This is a genomic window from Arcticibacterium sp. GJ41-1, assembly GCF_055808875.1.
The window spans coordinates 2,090,066-2,106,054 of record NZ_CM147888.1; the positions used below are offsets into that span (position 1 = coordinate 2,090,066).

At 36.8% G+C, this 15,989-nt stretch carries 14 protein-coding genes; 8 read left to right on the top strand and 6 right to left on the bottom strand.

The features are described 5' to 3' along the window. Nucleotides 1–71: 71 nt before the first annotated feature. Nucleotides 72–1,994, top strand: a complete 1,923-nt coding sequence (locus AC0L6O_RS08440) for a hypothetical protein (protein WP_473307786.1) — start codon at nucleotides 72–74, stop codon at nucleotides 1,992–1,994. 18 nt (nucleotides 1,995–2,012) lie between these two features. Continuing rightward, nucleotides 2,013–2,486 carry a cytidine deaminase gene (locus AC0L6O_RS08445; protein ID WP_473307787.1) on the top strand — a complete coding sequence of 158 codons (474 nt, stop codon included), beginning with the start codon at nucleotides 2,013–2,015 and terminating at the stop codon, nucleotides 2,484–2,486. Here the strand turns inward: AC0L6O_RS08445 and AC0L6O_RS08450 are convergent. The 3 genes from AC0L6O_RS08450 to AC0L6O_RS08460 all read right to left on the bottom strand — a co-directional run bounded on the left by AC0L6O_RS08450 (nucleotide 2,483) and on the right by AC0L6O_RS08460 (nucleotide 5,646). Next, nucleotides 2,483–3,316 (bottom strand): hypothetical protein, encoded by an 834-nt coding sequence (locus AC0L6O_RS08450; RefSeq protein ID WP_473307788.1) that lies wholly within the window; start codon nucleotides 3,314–3,316, stop codon nucleotides 2,483–2,485. The genes AC0L6O_RS08445 and AC0L6O_RS08450 overlap by 4 nt on opposite strands. Next, a complete protein-coding gene (locus AC0L6O_RS08455; RefSeq protein WP_473307789.1) occupies nucleotides 3,313–4,161 on the bottom strand; it encodes a hypothetical protein in 849 nt (282 codons plus the stop codon). Before AC0L6O_RS08455 ends, AC0L6O_RS08450 begins: the two co-directional genes overlap by 4 nt. Nucleotides 4,162–4,770: 609 nt before the next feature. Beyond that, nucleotides 4,771–5,646, bottom strand: coding sequence for a hypothetical protein (locus AC0L6O_RS08460; RefSeq protein ID WP_473307791.1), 876 nt, complete (start codon nucleotides 5,644–5,646; stop codon nucleotides 4,771–4,773). Between the two features lie 313 nt (nucleotides 5,647–5,959). Here AC0L6O_RS08460 and AC0L6O_RS08465 point away from each other — a divergent pair, with 313 nt between their 5' ends. Continuing rightward, the gene (locus AC0L6O_RS08465; protein WP_473307792.1) at nucleotides 5,960–6,526 is read left to right on the top strand and encodes a YceI family protein; all 567 of its coding nucleotides are present in this window, start codon (nucleotides 5,960–5,962) and stop codon (nucleotides 6,524–6,526) included. 139 nt (nucleotides 6,527–6,665) lie between these two features. Here the strand turns inward: AC0L6O_RS08465 and AC0L6O_RS08470 are convergent, their stop codons facing one another. Continuing rightward, nucleotides 6,666–7,181: a GNAT family N-acetyltransferase gene (locus AC0L6O_RS08470; protein WP_473307794.1), complete on the bottom strand. Its 516-nt coding sequence runs from the start codon at nucleotides 7,179–7,181 to the stop codon at nucleotides 6,666–6,668. Nucleotides 7,182–7,295: 114 nt separating this feature from the next. Beyond that, entirely contained in the window at nucleotides 7,296–8,624 is a 1,329-nt protein-coding gene (locus tag AC0L6O_RS08475; protein WP_473307795.1) for a Gfo/Idh/MocA family protein, read from the bottom strand. A 326-nt stretch (nucleotides 8,625–8,950) separates the two neighbouring features. Here AC0L6O_RS08475 and AC0L6O_RS08480 point away from each other — a divergent pair, with 326 nt between their 5' ends. Further along, nucleotides 8,951–12,334, top strand: coding sequence for a DUF7133 domain-containing protein (locus AC0L6O_RS08480; protein ID WP_473307796.1), 3,384 nt, complete (start codon nucleotides 8,951–8,953; stop codon nucleotides 12,332–12,334). Nucleotides 12,335–12,454: 120 nt separating this feature from the next. Here AC0L6O_RS08480 and AC0L6O_RS08485 read toward each other — a convergent pair whose 3' ends face one another. Next, nucleotides 12,455–12,721, bottom strand: coding sequence for a DUF202 domain-containing protein (locus AC0L6O_RS08485; protein WP_473307798.1), 267 nt, complete (start codon nucleotides 12,719–12,721; stop codon nucleotides 12,455–12,457). Between the two features lie 269 nt (nucleotides 12,722–12,990). On the opposite strand from AC0L6O_RS08485, the gene AC0L6O_RS08490 reads away from it, so the two are divergent. The 4 genes from AC0L6O_RS08490 to AC0L6O_RS08505 all read left to right on the top strand — a co-directional run bounded on the left by AC0L6O_RS08490 (nucleotide 12,991) and on the right by AC0L6O_RS08505 (nucleotide 15,988). Continuing rightward, nucleotides 12,991–13,893: a cation diffusion facilitator family transporter gene (locus tag AC0L6O_RS08490; protein ID WP_473307799.1), complete on the top strand. Its 903-nt coding sequence runs from the start codon at nucleotides 12,991–12,993 to the stop codon at nucleotides 13,891–13,893. A 91-nt stretch (nucleotides 13,894–13,984) separates the two neighbouring features. Continuing rightward, on the top strand, nucleotides 13,985–14,887 hold the full coding sequence (locus AC0L6O_RS08495) for a serine hydrolase domain-containing protein (RefSeq protein ID WP_473307801.1): 903 nt from the start codon (nucleotides 13,985–13,987) through the stop codon (nucleotides 14,885–14,887). 4 nt (nucleotides 14,888–14,891) lie between these two features. Further along, nucleotides 14,892–15,071 (top strand): hypothetical protein, encoded by a 180-nt coding sequence (locus AC0L6O_RS08500; protein ID WP_473307802.1) that lies wholly within the window; start codon nucleotides 14,892–14,894, stop codon nucleotides 15,069–15,071. 71 nt (nucleotides 15,072–15,142) lie between these two features. Further along, on the top strand, nucleotides 15,143–15,988 hold the full coding sequence (locus AC0L6O_RS08505) for an alpha/beta hydrolase fold domain-containing protein (RefSeq protein ID WP_473307804.1): 846 nt from the start codon (nucleotides 15,143–15,145) through the stop codon (nucleotides 15,986–15,988). The last annotated feature ends 1 nt before the right edge of the window (nucleotide 15,989 follow it).

Consider the following 15,989-nt stretch of genomic DNA (forward strand, 5'->3'; position numbering starts at 1 on the left):
TTTACAAAACTAAGAGCCTTTTAGTGCGTTATTGTTATACTATTCACTTTTAGACTTGTAAGATTTACTTTATGAAAATTTACCATTTAAGTGTTTTCCTTCTTATCCCGTTTGTGGAATCTTGTATATACCCACAGACTCAGTCTACTGGGAATACCGAGCAATCTGCAGAGGAAGTAATTATGGATGAAGAGGTTTCCTATGAAAATTTAAAAGTAGGGAAGGGGCTTCTTAAAACCAATCAGGAAGCCTTTACCAAAGGGGAACAATACTTTGATAAGGGTTTGAAAACGGCTTCTCTCTTAAATTTTAAAATTGACGCTCGTGAGAATCTTCTTTTGACAGATACTCGGTGGGATGATGTTTGGAAAGACGACCTGAATAATACCAAGGTTGTTTTCTGGGAAACTGAGCACTTTAAAGAGGTAAGAGATAATAAGCTCAAAGACGCCAATGTGGAGCCTATGCGAGGTTTTGACTTTGCTCCTGTGATATTACAAATGGAGAATATCTTACCTTGGAATGGAGGTCCTTATGTGCAACATTTTGTACATATTCCAGGTGAAAATAGAAACCATTGGAAAGACGGAAATTTGGAGTACTTTTTTATGCCAGATGATTTTCCTGATGACATAGGAAATACACACTTACCTCAGTTTTATAAGTATTTTCCTGATTACAGTTTGCCTAAAAATAAATTAGGCATGACTAGTTTTATGATAAACGACGACGAAAGCAATGCTGCCGGGAGGAAAGGTTATACCTATACCAACAGTTTTGTGTCTCCAAAAGAGCAGCGAGTTTATTATGATTATGATGCTTGGCTTTATGAAAGTGGAGCACCTCCAGCCTATTCGGTTTCACAAGAAGAAGTAAATGCATGGTTAGATAAGGTAGATGAGGATTTACTGTACAGGAATTTTGAAAAACATGTGCTTAACAGATATCAAAATGTAGGGCATTTAGTACTTAATTGGGAGGCTTTGCGTAGCCCTTACGGCAAATCAATTTATAAGTTAGAACGTTGCTTGAATGCCTTTAAAGCTAAATATCCGAATACTACTTTATCAATTTGGCCACATGGATTGTTCTTTCTCAATAGAGTAAATGTGGAAGGGAATAATTATAAGTATGAGTTAACCGACGACATTAAATTTACCGGTAATTTAGGTCAATGGGATTCGCAGCAAAATGAAAAAAGCCCTTTTTCCATTAATAGTTTTTTTCTGAATAATTCTGATATCAATTATGTGGGAGGCTATTTAAATTATCCTACCAATTATGGCTACGTACAGCATATGCTCATACAGCACATGATGAATAAGAAATTTCAGCCTAATAAAAAGAGTATTTTGATGTGGTGGCATAATCAAGAATATGTTGGAGGCTTTGAAATGGGTAAAGAATGGTTTACCGATAGTAAAGGAAGAGCACTTTCTGTAGATGCTAAACCTATGGTGTTTCCATCGGCTATGCATAATGCTGCTGTTTGGGCTTTTGCTTTTTGTGATGGGGGAGAGTTATGGTCATCTCCATATAGTAGAAGAGACCAAAATGATTATTTAGGAGCAGCTACAAATGTTTATGATACACAAGGGAATAAAGTAGCGACATCATTTTCGCCTAAACTTACAGGGCAGTATGCTATTCAAAATTATAGGAATATTGACCGATGGGAAGGCGGAAAGTGGGCAGTAAGTATGAATAAAGATATTATTGAAGCTAAAACTGACTGGGATTTTGTGCCATCTGCCAGAGAAAACGGTAGATTTACGGCGGGTGATGCTGTGTTACCTTCTTATTCGCTTTATGATAAGAGTCAGCTAGTAGCTGTAAAGTATAATGAAGCAGGTACTGAGGCATTAGTATTGGTTTATGATGCATGGAATGACCCACTAAAACAGGAAAAAATAAAGGTCAAACTAAACGGGAAAGAAGTTTCTGTGGATGTTTTTGGCCGTTATACATCGGTGGTTAGAGTGACCGATTTATAAGAATAGAATCAAGACTTAATGAAGAAAACAGTAGAATTAAAACAATTAAATTTTTCAAGCTTAGACGAGAATTTACAGTCGTTTTTACGTTTATCTGTAAACGCCACAGAAAAATCATTTGCCCCATATTCAGAGTTTTATGTTGGCTGTGCTGTGGAGCTAGAAGATGGAGAAATGGTTTTGGGGGCTAATCAAGAAAACTCATCTTTTCCATCAGGCTTATGTGCAGAAAGAGTGGCACTTTTTCAGTGTGCTAAAGATTTACAAAATAAAGTAATAAGAATAGTGGTGCACGCCAAATCGGAAAAGTATGAAGTACCAAACCCTTTAGTGCCATGTGCAGGATGTTTGCAGGTTATTTCAGATATAAGAAACCGTCAAAAGCAACCCATTGAAATATGGATGTGGGATGGTAAAGAAGATGTTTTTATGGCAGATGATGTTCAGGAATTTCTTCCTTTCCATTTTGAGTTAAAGAAAAACGAAGCCTAGACTGGTTTCAATTCTATCCGTTGAAAAGAAGATTCCTGTTTGACGTTTTCTGGCGTAATGTAGAGTCTTATTAAAGAGAATTTCAATTCGCCAGGAAGACTGTCTTTTTCTATGGAATTGCTGATATAAGAATAGAAATAATCATCAGTAGGGAAGAGAAAATAGTCTAAAGGCGTATTTTCTAATTCGTGCAAGATGCCTTTATCTGCATCACTTTTCTTGATAATAACGAGCTCATATTTAATGTCTTTTAATATGCCGTCTATAGTTTCTCTTACTTCTAAGAGTTTAGTGTCAGAAAAATCTGTTTCTGAAAGGATTAGTATTTTTAGGCGTGCGTAATGAAACCTGAAATATTCCTCATATTTTCTCAAGGCATATAAGTAGTGTAAATGGTCATATTGCATGCCTATCATGCCTTTATTCTCTATTTTGACCTCATGGTTAATAGGAATAACCGCCGAGTCCATTTCTAAGTTTTGATAGAGCTCTTTTATGAAATCACTCATAACCGAATCACTATTAAAGGAGGAGATTCCAATAGATACAGAAATGTAATTTCCCTTATTGAGGAATTCTATTAATTTCCTTGATTCGCCTTTTTCAAAAAGGAAGGCTTCTACATTTTGAGAACTATCAAGGGAGCTACTTAAATCCTCTTGAAGTTGGCATAGTCTTGCATAAGAATCATCACGGTTGTCGTCTTCTACCAAATGAAAAAGATGAATGTCGCAGTCAAAGCTCCATACGTTAAACAGTAGCGTTTCTAGCGATATTTTGGAAGATTTAGAAAAGTCTGTACAGAAACCAATCTTTACAGCTTTTCTCATGCGATAACATAATTCAGTTTGATTTTAGGATATGGGGCAACCCCATTTTTGATGTTCTGAATAATTTCAGGATTGACATAGCTTCTGAAAAGTGAAAAATTCCATTTCAAGTTGTGGTCATTGTTTTTGATCAAATTAAGCATAAACTGCTCAAAGTAATCGCCTTTAAAAACGATAAGATAGTCAATACCATCCTTTTCTATTTCTGTCTTAAGGTTTTCTAAGCAGTTACTTCTATCATGGTTAATTAACCTGTAATTAAGGTCCGGCATGATTGTCTTTATTTTCTCCTGAAACTCTGCTAGAGCATCTTTCTCAAGAACTACATCTGATAAAAGGAAAATGGTGATTTTGGTATGTAAAAACTTATAAAACTCTTCGAAAAGACTTGTCAAATAAAGGTTGTCAATGTTTTCTGAATCAACAACTATGGTTGAGCGGTTTTCAATTTTTATCTTATGTCCCTGAGGTATAAGTGTAAGGTCTTTATTGACATTTTCAGTAAGTAGAGAAATAAAAGAACTCTTTTTTCCGGAAACGTTGAAAGGCATTCCTGAACCAATAATTTGATAATTCGAATTATTCAAAATGTCAATCATTTGGTCAAATTCGTCTTTGGCGAAAAGTTTACTGAAGATATTCTGGCCTTCACTGGAGGCTAATTGAGTTTCTTCTACCAGCCTGTCTAATTTTTCCCTTGCTTCAGTTTCCTCTTCATCTTGAACAAAATGAATTAGATGGACATTACAATGAAAGTCCCAAGTATTAAACATAATACTCTCTAGCGAAGCTTTTGATACATCCGAAAAATTGGTGCAAAAAGCAATGTTTATAATTTCTGACATGGTTTTTAAGAACCCTTAGCGTTTGATGAAAATACAAAGTAAAAATTGACTTTCTAAATAATGCAGAGTAAACCATACCCACATGAGAGGGTGAATGTGTATTATTCTAATTATTAGGTAAAGCGGCTTGTTGCCTTTGTTGAATGCAAAGATATGTTACAAACTGCTAATATTCAATTAGTTTGAGTTGTTTTGTCCGCTTGCCTAGGTTTGGTCTGTTATCTGTGTATTTGACTTTTCCTGTCTGATTTGCTTATTTCGCAATCTTGAATTATTTAGCGGTAACATTCTTTTTGTGTCTTTTTTATGATAAAATTCTTAATTTTGTGCAATTTGTAGGTTAAGAGTGGGAAAATGTTTTGTTTTTTTGACTGAAATATTAGCTCGGGTTGAAGTAATTGTATTATTTTGATATTTTCATTTCCAAAGCAGCTTGAATTTAACTTAGGAAATTAAGTGCATTGAAAGAGAGCTTAGTAGTAACTGAATAAAGTAATAATGGTTTAGAATTTTTCTCAGAGCTGTTAACTTCATTTAGAAAACCAATGGTGGAGTCCTGAACTTTGGCAATAACATATAGGCCTTGGAAACCTATATGTTATTTGTATTTTAGTTATTATTTGTTGAAGAGTATTGCTCCTGAAGAGTTCTTAGTTTTAATATGGAAATTTCTTTTTTGTTATGTTTTAGTGCATTCAGCTTTTTCAAGCTAACATCCATTTTTAATAGAGTAAACTTGTGAATGCCAGGTAAGCGGGCAGCTCTTAGCTTTTCCTGAACCAGGTTTTCTAAATAGTCGTCAGCAAAATAGATAAAGTAATCAATAGGAAATTCTAATACAGTAAGTAAAATACCATCTTCAGATGCCGTTTTTTTAAAGTTGGAAACGTCAATATCTAAGCCAGGTAAGACTTTTTCGGTGAATGCTTTTATCATTTTATTGTCATCCGCTGATAATAAATTATCAGAAATAATGACAAGTTTTAACTTGGCAAAATAGAATTTAAAGAATTCCTCAGATTTTTTAAGTGTATGAAGCTTTTCAAGATTTTCAAATTCTAATGCTACTATACCTCTATTCTCAATTTTTATTTGATGACGTAATGGCACTAAAGCAATATCTGTTTTTGCTTGATAGTAAATCTTATTATAGATAGAGTCTGTTTCCCAATTGACTTTAGAGTCAGATATACCCAACATTAAAAGCAAGTATGCTTCGGTATTGATATGTTTTATAAGTTTATCTTCTTCTCCTTTAAGAAATATTTCAGTTTTTATGTTGTGTCCTTCTTCTAAATGAAAGTGAAGTTCTTTCTCTAAATCTTCCATTTTTGACTTAGATTCGAATAGATTATGGTCTTCTGAAATACATAAGATATCTAAGTCGAAATCAAATCCCCAAGTATTAAAAATAAGGGTATTTAGGGCAACTCGGGCTTCGTCAGAAAAGTCGGTGTAGAGGGCTAATTTTACTGTGTTTGACATAATAGTTAATGTGAGTATACTTAAAGCTAGTCTTTTAAGTGCCTGAAAACAAGGTTATAATGATTTTTATTATCGACGAAATAGGTAAAAAAAGCGACGAAACAGTTTGTTGGAATTGATGAAGGGTATTTCGTATATACATATGTATATTCAATATGCAATTTCAATCGATTGCGGTTGAAATTGAAAAAAAATGACTTTTCGAGAAGTTTTTTTGCCTAATGGTCGAGAAAAAGTGGTGAATTGTATAAAACTGAAGACAACTGTTGAAGAATTAGACATCTTTGTAATTCACAATTACAAGATAAATTTTATGAAGAATTATTCGCTAATAGCTCTTTTTGTTTTTTGCTCATTTGCAGCAAGTGCTCAAACTTGGAATGTTGATAAATCACACTCAAGTGTAAGTTTTGAAATTACCCACATGATGCTTTCTGATGTAAGTGGAAAGTTTAAAGTATATGACGCTAAAATAACTTCGGCAAAAGAAGATTTTTCAGATGCAGTTTTTGAGTTTAGTGCAGATGTAGCAAGTATTGATACTGACAACGAAATGAGAAACGGACACCTTCAAGGAGAAAAGTTTTTTGATGCTGCTAATCACCCTAAAGTAACTTTTAAAAGTACTTCTTTTAAGCATCTTTCTGGTAAGAAATACACTATGGTGGGCGACCTTACTATGAAAGGCAAAACTGCTCCGGTGACTTTAGCTGTGACTATAAACGGACCAGTTACACACCCAAGAAATAAGAAACTTATGATTGGTTTAAAGGGAATTGGTGAAGTAGACCGTACTGTATATGGCATTAGTGATATGCCTGCTTCTGGATTAAGTCACGAAGTTCAGATAGTAGTTTCGGGTGAGTTTGTAAAAGAATAATAGCCATATAATGTATTTTAAGAGGCTGTCTCAAAAGTGTGAGACAGCCTCTTTTTATTTGGACTCCTATCTGAGAACATTTTCAAATAAGCAATTCTCAGAGCTTACTTTTTACTTATGAGACTTCCTCTTTTTTTGTTTAAGAGCCCAGAAACATAATGTGGTTAGGGTTGGCATGGTTTGCAGAGATTTGAAAGTCATACTTTCCCACTATGGTAAAGCCTATTTTTGAGTAAAAGCTAATTGCCTTTGGATTTTCTACCCATACGGCTAGCCAAATGCCGGCTTGAGAATGTTTTTTAGCATAGGTCAAATTATATTCAAGGAGTTCTAAACCTAATTTTTTTCCTTGAAAAGCACTGAGTAAGTATATCCTATCTAGTAATGCTGTGTTTTCTGCTGCTAAGTTAATATTTGGCTTGTTAAGCACTATTTTAGAAAAACCTGCGGGCTCATTATTGTAGTAGATGATATGATAGATGTTGTTTTTATCTAAAAGCTGGTCTTTTAAAGCAGCTTCGGTGTAGTTTTTTGATAAATAATGGTCAATGTCAATTTTTGGTGCACTATGTCCGTGAGCCTCTACCCAAGCCACTTTCCCAATTTGTAATATTTGTGAGCAATGCTCTGTAGTAGCTCTAATTATTGATGTCATAAAGCAGGTTATTCTTAAATTAAGAGCCGATAATAAAACAAAAGACCTTATAAAAGAAAGAAGCAAATAGGTTTCCCCATTTGCTTCCAATTAAATACTGCTAATGTTTAATTTCTAAACCACCGGTTTCCAACCTTTCTCATAAGACCTACCCCAAAGCTTCATGGCTTCGGCATCATTTGGTTTTCCGGTAGTAGTGTCACATGTAAGTGTTTTGCCAGTTTTTTGAGCCATGTTTCCTAAATGGCAAAGCAATGTACTTTTTACGGCCTCGTCTATAGGCGAGTTAAGGGCTTCTCCTTTTTGAATGGCATCCACAAAGTTTTGCATATGGTAATTGTCCATTCCTGTAATACCTAAAGTATCTACAGAAGAGCTACTGTTTCGCTCGTTTTCAGACTTTATGATGTTGTTGGCTTTGTCATAGATAATATAACCGCCTCTATCTACCACAGCAGTTCCGTTGGTACCGTAAATCCAAGTTCCCCTTCCTCCAGGTCTGCCATGTACGTCCATGCCGTTAGCACTTTTTCCTTCCCAGCTTAGCATTTTACCTTCTGCAAACTCAAAAGATACGTTTTGAGTATCGTAAAATTCCCAATCGTCTTTCTGAGTAAACCTTCCACCTGCTGATGAAACTTTTGACGGTAAGTCTACACCAAGAGCATATCTAGCAATGTCCATTTCGTGCAGACCATTATTACTTATTTCACCCGTACCCCAGTGCCAAAACCAATGCCAATTATAATGTACATAATTGTCTTTATATTCTTTTCTAGGTGCCGGCCCTTGCCATAAATCCCAGTTAAACTCACTTGGTACTGGTGCTACTTTTCCTGTGCCTATGCTTCCACGGTTGTTTTCATACCATGCCTTGGCATAATATACATCGCCTATTATTCCTTCTCGCAAATCACGCACAAGGCTTATAGAAGTAGGAGCGGAGCGTTGTTGATTACCAATTTGTAGCGTTTTCCCAGTTTTAGCTACTACATCTTTTAGCCAATAGCCCTCTTCTGGGTTATGGCAGCAAGGTTTCTCTAAATAAACGTCTTTACCTGCCTGCATAGCTAAAATAGCCATAGGGGCATGCCAATGGTCAGGGGCAGCAATAGTTAAAACGTCTAAATCTTTATTGTCTAAAACTTTTCTAAAGTCTTCGTAAGTTTTTGCATTGCCTAAAATGCTTTTATAGTCAGACTGAACTCTGGCAAAGGTTCTAGCGTCAGGGTCTATTAAGCCAATCACATTTAGCGATTTGCTTAATGATTTTGCCATGTTTAAATGGGCTCTACCTCGTCCATGAAGACCGGCGGTTGCCATGTTGATTCTGTCGTTCGCACCTATGATACGGGCGTAACTTTTGGCTGAAAAAGCTAAACCAGCCGCCCCTAGAGCAGAGGTTTTAAGGAATTTTCTTCTAGAGTTAAGATTTGATTTCATTGTAATAAGTAATTAGTATAACCTAGACTTTATAAAATTTAGGTTATGGTTGAATTTCATTTCAAAAATTAGGGATTGTATTTGACTATTAAAAATAAGCACATTCAAAAATGCCGAATCGGTAAAGAAAGAATCTGAAATCGCTTTAATATTATCATATACATGTATCCGTACGTGGTAAAAAGCTTTGTGAGGAGCTTAATGGATAATGTTAAGTAGTATTGATACGTACATCTTAAAGTTCTTATTTGTCGATAATTTAAAGGCCTAACTGTCAAAATAAGCTCAAAATGCGTAGTATTGATGTTAGAAATTAAACAACCCTTATGAAGAAGAATATTTTTAGAGTTTCCTTGTTTGCATTTGCCGCCGTTTTGGTGTGGTCTTGCATGAAAGTCGCCAATAAACCAGGCGGTATTATTTCCAAAATTGCGGATAGCTCTAATGGACAGTTGACGGAGGATATTGAAAACAGTACACCTATTACATTGGCCGAAGGTTTGAAAATAAACCTGTGGGCTACAGATTCCCTAGCACCTGACCCTATTGCGATGTCAATAGATGACCAGAATAGAATTTATTTGACAAGGACAAACCGTCAAAAGAACTCTGAGTTTGATATTAGAGGGCATCGCGACTGGATGACAGAATCAATCTCTTTACAGTCTGTAGAAGAGCGTAGAGCTTTTTTACGTAGAATTTTTTCGGCAGAAAACTCAGAAGAAAATGAATGGCTAAAAGATTTGAATGAAGATGGTGTTCACGACTGGCGTGACTTAACCGTGGAGAAAGATGAAATCTGGCGATTAGAAGATACCGACGGTGACGGAAGAGCAGATGTGTCTACACAAGTGCTAAGAGATTTTCATGAAGAAATCACTGACGTGGCCGGTGCCGTTTTAATTAGAAGAAATGACGCTTTTATTGGAATTGGACCTGATTTATGGAGAATAGAAGATACCAACAATGATGGCTTTTATGATAAGAAAACGTCTATTGCTACTGGGTTTAATATTCATATTGGTTTTGGCGGACACGGAATGTCAGGTTTGATAGAAGGTCCTGATGGGAAAATATATTGGGGAATAGGTGACCCTGGTTTAAGTTTTACAGACCAAACGGGTAAAAAGCATCACTATCCTAATCAAGGAGTGATAGTAAGGTGTAATGCAGATGGTTCTGACTTTGAAGTTTTTTCGCACGGTCACAGGAATACACATGAGTTTGTTTTTGATGCCTATGGTAATATCATCAGTTCTGATAACGACGGCGATCATAAAGGAGAGTCTGAAAGATTGGTACATATAGTAGAGGGAAGTGATTCTGGATGGAGAATTAACTGGCAGTTTGGTAAATACACCGACGATAAGAACAACGGCTACAAAGTATGGATGGACGAAGAAATGTACAAACCAAGATGGGATGGTCAAGCTGCGTACTTTTTGCCTCCAATCAGAAATTATCATAATGGTCCTACAGGAATGCAGTTTAACCCAGGTACAGCTCTTGGCTCTAAATGGCTTAACAAGTTTTTCTTAGTAGAGTTTCCTGGTACACCTTCTAGGGCTCATATTTGGTCTTTTGACTTGAAACCTAAAGGAGCTAGTTTTGATTTCAATTCTGAGGTTGATATGGTTGGTGGAGTTTTGGCTACGGGTATCCGATTTGGAACAGACGGAGCTTTGTATGCGGCTGATTGGATAAATGGTTGGGATACGAAGAACTACGGTCGTGTTTGGAAAATTGACACGAAAGAAACTGATTTAAAAGCGGAAAGAGCAGAAACTAAAAGATTGATGACGCTAGACTACGCGGGCCAAACGCCAGAGCAATTATATAAGTTGCTTTTCAATCAGGACATGAGAATTCGTCAGAAAGCTCAGTTTGCTTTAGCAGAAGCCAATAATACAGAAACCTTATTGAAAGCTATTGCTCAAAGGGAAAATCAATTAACTAGAATTCATGGCTTATGGGGAATGGGTCAAATAATAGCTAAATCGAATTCTGGTGGTGTTAATTTGATGCCATATCTAGGGGATGCAGATGCTGAAATAATAGCCCAAACCGCCAAAGTATTAGGTGATGTGAGATTTGAAGGAGCTGGTGTTAAATTGACAGAGCTTTTGTCAAACAACAATCCTCGCGTTAAGTTTTTTGCAGCTCAAGCTGTTGGTAGAATAGGCCATAAAAACGCAGCTGACGAACTTATAAAAATGTTGGCAGAAAATAATGATGAAGATAACTACCTGAGACATGCAGGTGTTTTAGCATTGAGCAGAATTGAAAATAAAGCTCCCGTTTATGCTTTACAAAAAAGCCCTTCAAAAGCTTTAAGGACAGCGGGTGTTTTGGTTTTACGTAAATGGAGAGACGAGGAAATAGTAGATTACCTATCTGACTCTGATGAGTATATAGTAGCTGAAGCTGCTAGAGCCATTAATGATGATTTCTCTATAGAAGGTGCTTTGCCGGCACTTGCTAACCTGATAAACGACCCGAAAATCAAATCGGAGATAATCTTAAGAAGGGCTATAAATGCTGCTTTGAGAGTGGGAGGAGATAAACAACTAAATGATGTGTTAGCTTACGCTCAAAGTGCTACAGCACCAAAGGCAATGAAAGCAGAAGCTTTAGCTGCTTTAGGAAACTGGGCAGAACCATCTGTTTTAGATAGAGTAGACGGAAGGTATAGAGGCGAAGTAAAAAGAGATGGAGAGAAAATTAGAAATCTGGTAATTCCTAAAATGGCCAGCTTCCTTGATTCTAAAGACCCTGCGGTATTAGAAGCTGCATCTCAGTTATTGAAAGACTTGGGCATTAGAGGTTTTAATAATTCTCTAGCTGATATTTTTAACAACACTTCTTCAAGTGATGTTAAATCTAGTATTTTGACATCATTGGCTGCATTGAATTACCCTCAAATTAGCGACATGGTTAATAAAGGATTGGCCGATAAAAGCAGAGCGGTAAGAACAACGGCTTTAGGTATGCTAAACGAAGTGAATATCTCCATGGAGTTGTTACCAGAAATGGTAAACAGTGTATTGGAAAAAGGAAGCCAAAGAGAGCAGCAGAAGTTAATTCAAAGTTTGGGTATGATGCCAGCAGAGAAGACATCAGAGGTATTAAGTAGTTTGATAGATAAGTTAATTGCTAAAGAATTACCAGCAGCACTTACGCTTGATTTATCTGAAGCTGTAGAAGCAGGTGATTCACAAGCCTTGAAAGAAAAATTAGCAGGGGCTATGCCTAAAGGCAATATTTTAGATGAATATGCTGGTGTGCTAAACGGAGGAAACCGCTACCAAGGTGGCAGGTATTTTAATAATAACTCTACTGGGCAATGTATCAGATGTCATGTGGTAAATGGTCAAGGTGGTACAGTAGGACCTGACTTAAGCAGTATTGGTAAAACACTTACGCGTGAGCAAATAGTAGAAGCACTGGTAGACCCAAGTGCAAGACTTTCTCCTGGTTATGGTACCATCTATTTGACTCTAAAAGATGGTCAAGAGGTAACAGGTATTTTAGCGGAAGAAAGGGCGGAGGAGCTTATTATTACTACGGGTGATGCAGAGCCACTTGAAATTCCAATTTCAAGAATAGCAAAAAGAGAAAATATGCCATCAGGTATGCCTCCAATGGGCAGTATTATGAGTAAAAGAGATATGAGAGATGTGGTAGAATACCTAGCTAATTTGAAGAAATAAGCTAGAGCATCAATCAAATAAAAATCCGCATTTCAGATGATAAGTCTGGGATGCGGATTTTTTGTTTTAGAACTTAATCGCTTAGAATCCGTGTGCTATACTGACGGAATAACTAAAGCTTCAATCAAAAATATACATCCCATTCACATTCTTCTTCACCTTAAAAAGTCGAATGACGCCAAAGATTAAAATGACAGGAAAAAGCCCGATGAAAGTCCAGCCGAGCCAACTGACTTCTGTAAAATAATCAAGTTTTAAAAAGGTAAGTCCAGTGACTAAAAAAACAAAAGATGTTCTAAAGTACGCCAGAAAGGTTCTCTCATTAGCCAAATGTGTTCTTTCAATGGCTAGTTTGTCTCGCAGTATAAGGTCTGGTTTTTCTTGCATGCCGTGAATATAATAATTCAGTTTTAAGAATTAGGCTAGGGCAATTGATTTTGATTAGAACAAGCCATGATTTTTAATCAAAAAGCCCTTTGCAGCCCTGTTGCATGGCTTTAGAGCATAGTTTTGTATTAGTAGATTATTAGACTTTTGGACAAAAGACGGGACTTAGGAGAGGCAATAGATGTTAGGCAATAGATTAGAGACAGTAATCATCCGACATCAAACACTAAACATCGAACACCCAGTATCAGATATCAAACAAAAACATCATGTCAGGACATCACCACCATCACGGACATTCGCATAGCCATTCACATGGCACCGAAAATATATCAACAGCATTTTGGCTGAACTTATCGTTTACCATCATTGAAATTATAGGCGGAGTATTCACAAATTCGGTTGCTATTCTTTCTGATGCATTACACGATTTGGGCGATAGCCTTTCTTTAGGATTAGCTTGGTATTTTCAGAAGAAATCTAATCAGGGAAGAGATAAAACTTATACGTATGGCTACAAGCGTTTTTCATTAGTAGGTGCTTTAGTAAACTCAATTGTTCTCGTAATTGGTTCTGTTTTTATGTTGACAGAGGCCATTCCAAGGCTAATGAATCCTGAATCCTCAAATGCTCAGGGAATGATAATTCTTGCCATTTTTGGTGTGATAGTTAACGGAGCAGCTGTTTTCAAATTGAAAAAAGGTACCTCGCTAAACGAAAGAGCGGTTATGCTGCACCTGATGGAAGATGTGTTAGGCTGGGTGGCTGTATTGATAGGAGCTGTTTTGATGTACTTTTTCAAATGGGAAATCATTGACCCACTGTTATCTGTTGGTATTACGGGCTATGTCCTTTATAACGTTTATGGAAACTTGAAAGGCGTTTTTAGAGTGATTTTACAAGGTGCACCAGAAAATTTTGATATAGATGATATTAAGCCAAAGCTCAAGACTATTGAAGGGGTGTTGAATATTCATGATGTACATGTTTGGTCTATAGATGGAGAGTTTAATGTGATGACCGTACATGCCGTGGTAAAAGAAAACACCAACCGTGCTGTACTTAAAAAAGCAATAAGGCATGAGCTTCAACACATGGATGTAGAACATGTAACCATTGAGATGGAATACGAAAATGAAGACTGCGGAATGGAAAATTGCTGTGAATCTTAAAACGATTGAAAGAAATGTGATACTAATTTAAAAGCGTTTGGCGTTATTTTGGCGAGGAAATTGACTTTGTTTCCAAAACTTATATTGACGCATGAAAACACTCTTTACGGCTCTTCTTTTAATATTTATGTTTGCTTGTAAGTCTGATGACGCTGTTCCTGAAACTACATTGGACGGCAGTCTTTATTTTCCATCAAGCACAGCATGGGAAACGCAAGATAAATCAACTTTGGGCATTACAGACAAGGAGTTAATCGATTTGAAATCCTTTTTGGAAACGAATGATACTAGAGCCTTTCTGATTTTAAAGGATGGCAAAATAGTAGTAGAAGAGTATTTCGGGAAAGACATATTAAATGGCTCATATTTTCAGCAAGAGAGTCTTTGGTATTGGGCATCTGCTGGGAAATCATTGACAGCTTTTACGGTTGGCTTGGCCCAAGAACAAGGTTTATTGAATATTAATGATAAAACCTCTGATTATTTGGGGGAGAACTGGACCACGCTCACAAAAGAAAAGGAAGACCTAATTACGGTCAAACATCAATTAAGTATGACGGCAGGCTTGGATATAGATGTGGCCGATTCACACTGTTTTGAGCCATCTTGCTTACAATACAAAGCGGATGCTGGCCAGCGATGGGATTATCATAATGGCCCTTATACTTTGCTGCATGATGTTTTGGCGAGTGCCAGTGGTAAAAACTTTGAAACTTATTTTGAAGAAAACCTAAGAGATAAAATAGGCATGAATGGTGTGTGGCGATTTGTTGACAATGACCACGTATATTTTTCTGATGCACGCTCTTTTGCAAGGTTTGGCTTATTGGTACTAAATAAAGGAGACTGGGGAGAGGAAGTTATCATGGCAGATAAAACCTTCTTTAATGAAATGGTCAATACTTCTCAGAATCTTAATGAAGCTTACGGGTATTTATGGTGGCTAAATGGAAAGGAGAACGGGTATGGTGCCAGGTTTACAAACGGTTTTTAAGAGCATGCTAAGTCCAAATGCTCCGAGTGATATGGTAGCGGCAATGGGTTTAAATGGTCAGTTATTGAATGTAGTGCCATCTCAAAATTTAGTGGTGGTGAGAATGGGGGATTCACCGGGAGGTCAAATTGGTCTTACCTTTCAAAATGCACTTTGGAGCGAGCTCAATCAAATTCTTGACTAGCTAATCAATTTTACATTAAGGTTGTTCTTTCTAAGTATTAAATCTAATTTGAGTATCCAAATTCAATCTGAATGAAAAGATACTTATTAGCTCTTTTATTTTCTTGCTTTATAATACAGGGCTTTGCCCAAAACTATACAAACATCACTTATGGCTTAACAGCTGAGCGAGAGCTAAAAATGGATATTTATATGCCAAAAGGTACAGATAAGCCTATTTTGGTGGTTTGGGTACATGGTGGAGCGTGGCATTCAGGCAGTAAAGAAAATCCTCCTTTAGACTTACTGAAAAGAGGATACGCCTTGGCCAGTATTGATTATCGTTTAAGTACCGAAGCTCGTTTTCCTGCCATGCTATTTGACATTAAAGCGGCTATCAGGTTTTTGCGTGGCAATACTGGAAAATACGGCTATCAGAAAGAGGAAATCATTATTTGGGGTTCGTCGGCAGGTGGGCATTTGGTAGCTTTAACAGGTTTGACTAACGGAAATGAAAGCTTGGAAGGAAATATTGGCAATTATTTAAATGAAAGTTCTGATGTCAATCTTACTTTAGATTTCTTTGGTCCAACCAATTTCAAAACCATTTTAGCACAGTCTACACCGCACGGGGTGGGAGTGAGAGCACCCGCTTTGGCCACCATGTTTGGAATGCCCGTAGAAATGGCTCCAAAAATGGCGGAACTTGCGAGTCCCGTTTTTCATGTAGATGCCACTGACCCACCTCTTTTTATAGCTCACGGAAACCAAGATAATCAAGTACCCATAAATCAGTCGATAGAACTTTGGCTCAAATTAAAAGAAGCTGGTGTACCAATTGAATTTGAGATTCTAGGAAATATGGGGCATGGTGGAGCCGATTTTTCAAGTAAGGAGTTTATGGATAAAGTGGTGAGTTTTATAGAGGAGAATCTCTAAA

Bases quoted from the DNA above. Each gene is read 5' to 3' on its own strand.
- AC0L6O_RS08440 (WP_473307786.1), top strand. From the start codon at position 72: ATGAAAATTTACCATTTAAGTGTTTTCCTTCTTATCCCGTTTGTGGAA.
- AC0L6O_RS08445 (WP_473307787.1), top strand. From the start codon at position 2,013: ATGAAGAAAACAGTAGAATTAAAACAATTAAATTTTTCAAGCTTAGAC.
- AC0L6O_RS08450 (WP_473307788.1), bottom strand. From the start codon at position 3,316: ATGAGAAAAGCTGTAAAGATTGGTTTCTGTACAGACTTTTCTAAATCT.
- AC0L6O_RS08455 (WP_473307789.1), bottom strand. From the start codon at position 4,161: ATGTCAGAAATTATAAACATTGCTTTTTGCACCAATTTTTCGGATGTA.
- AC0L6O_RS08460 (WP_473307791.1), bottom strand. From the start codon at position 5,646: ATGTCAAACACAGTAAAATTAGCCCTCTACACCGACTTTTCTGACGAA.
- AC0L6O_RS08465 (WP_473307792.1), top strand. From the start codon at position 5,960: ATGAAGAATTATTCGCTAATAGCTCTTTTTGTTTTTTGCTCATTTGCA.
- AC0L6O_RS08470 (WP_473307794.1), bottom strand. From the start codon at position 7,181: ATGACATCAATAATTAGAGCTACTACAGAGCATTGCTCACAAATATTA.
- AC0L6O_RS08475 (WP_473307795.1), bottom strand. From the start codon at position 8,624: ATGAAATCAAATCTTAACTCTAGAAGAAAATTCCTTAAAACCTCTGCT.
- AC0L6O_RS08480 (WP_473307796.1), top strand. From the start codon at position 8,951: ATGAAGAAGAATATTTTTAGAGTTTCCTTGTTTGCATTTGCCGCCGTT.
- AC0L6O_RS08485 (WP_473307798.1), bottom strand. From the start codon at position 12,721: ATGCAAGAAAAACCAGACCTTATACTGCGAGACAAACTAGCCATTGAA.
- AC0L6O_RS08490 (WP_473307799.1), top strand. From the start codon at position 12,991: ATGTCAGGACATCACCACCATCACGGACATTCGCATAGCCATTCACAT.
- AC0L6O_RS08495 (WP_473307801.1), top strand. From the start codon at position 13,985: ATGAAAACACTCTTTACGGCTCTTCTTTTAATATTTATGTTTGCTTGT.
- AC0L6O_RS08500 (WP_473307802.1), top strand. From the start codon at position 14,892: ATGCTAAGTCCAAATGCTCCGAGTGATATGGTAGCGGCAATGGGTTTA.
- AC0L6O_RS08505 (WP_473307804.1), top strand. From the start codon at position 15,143: ATGAAAAGATACTTATTAGCTCTTTTATTTTCTTGCTTTATAATACAG.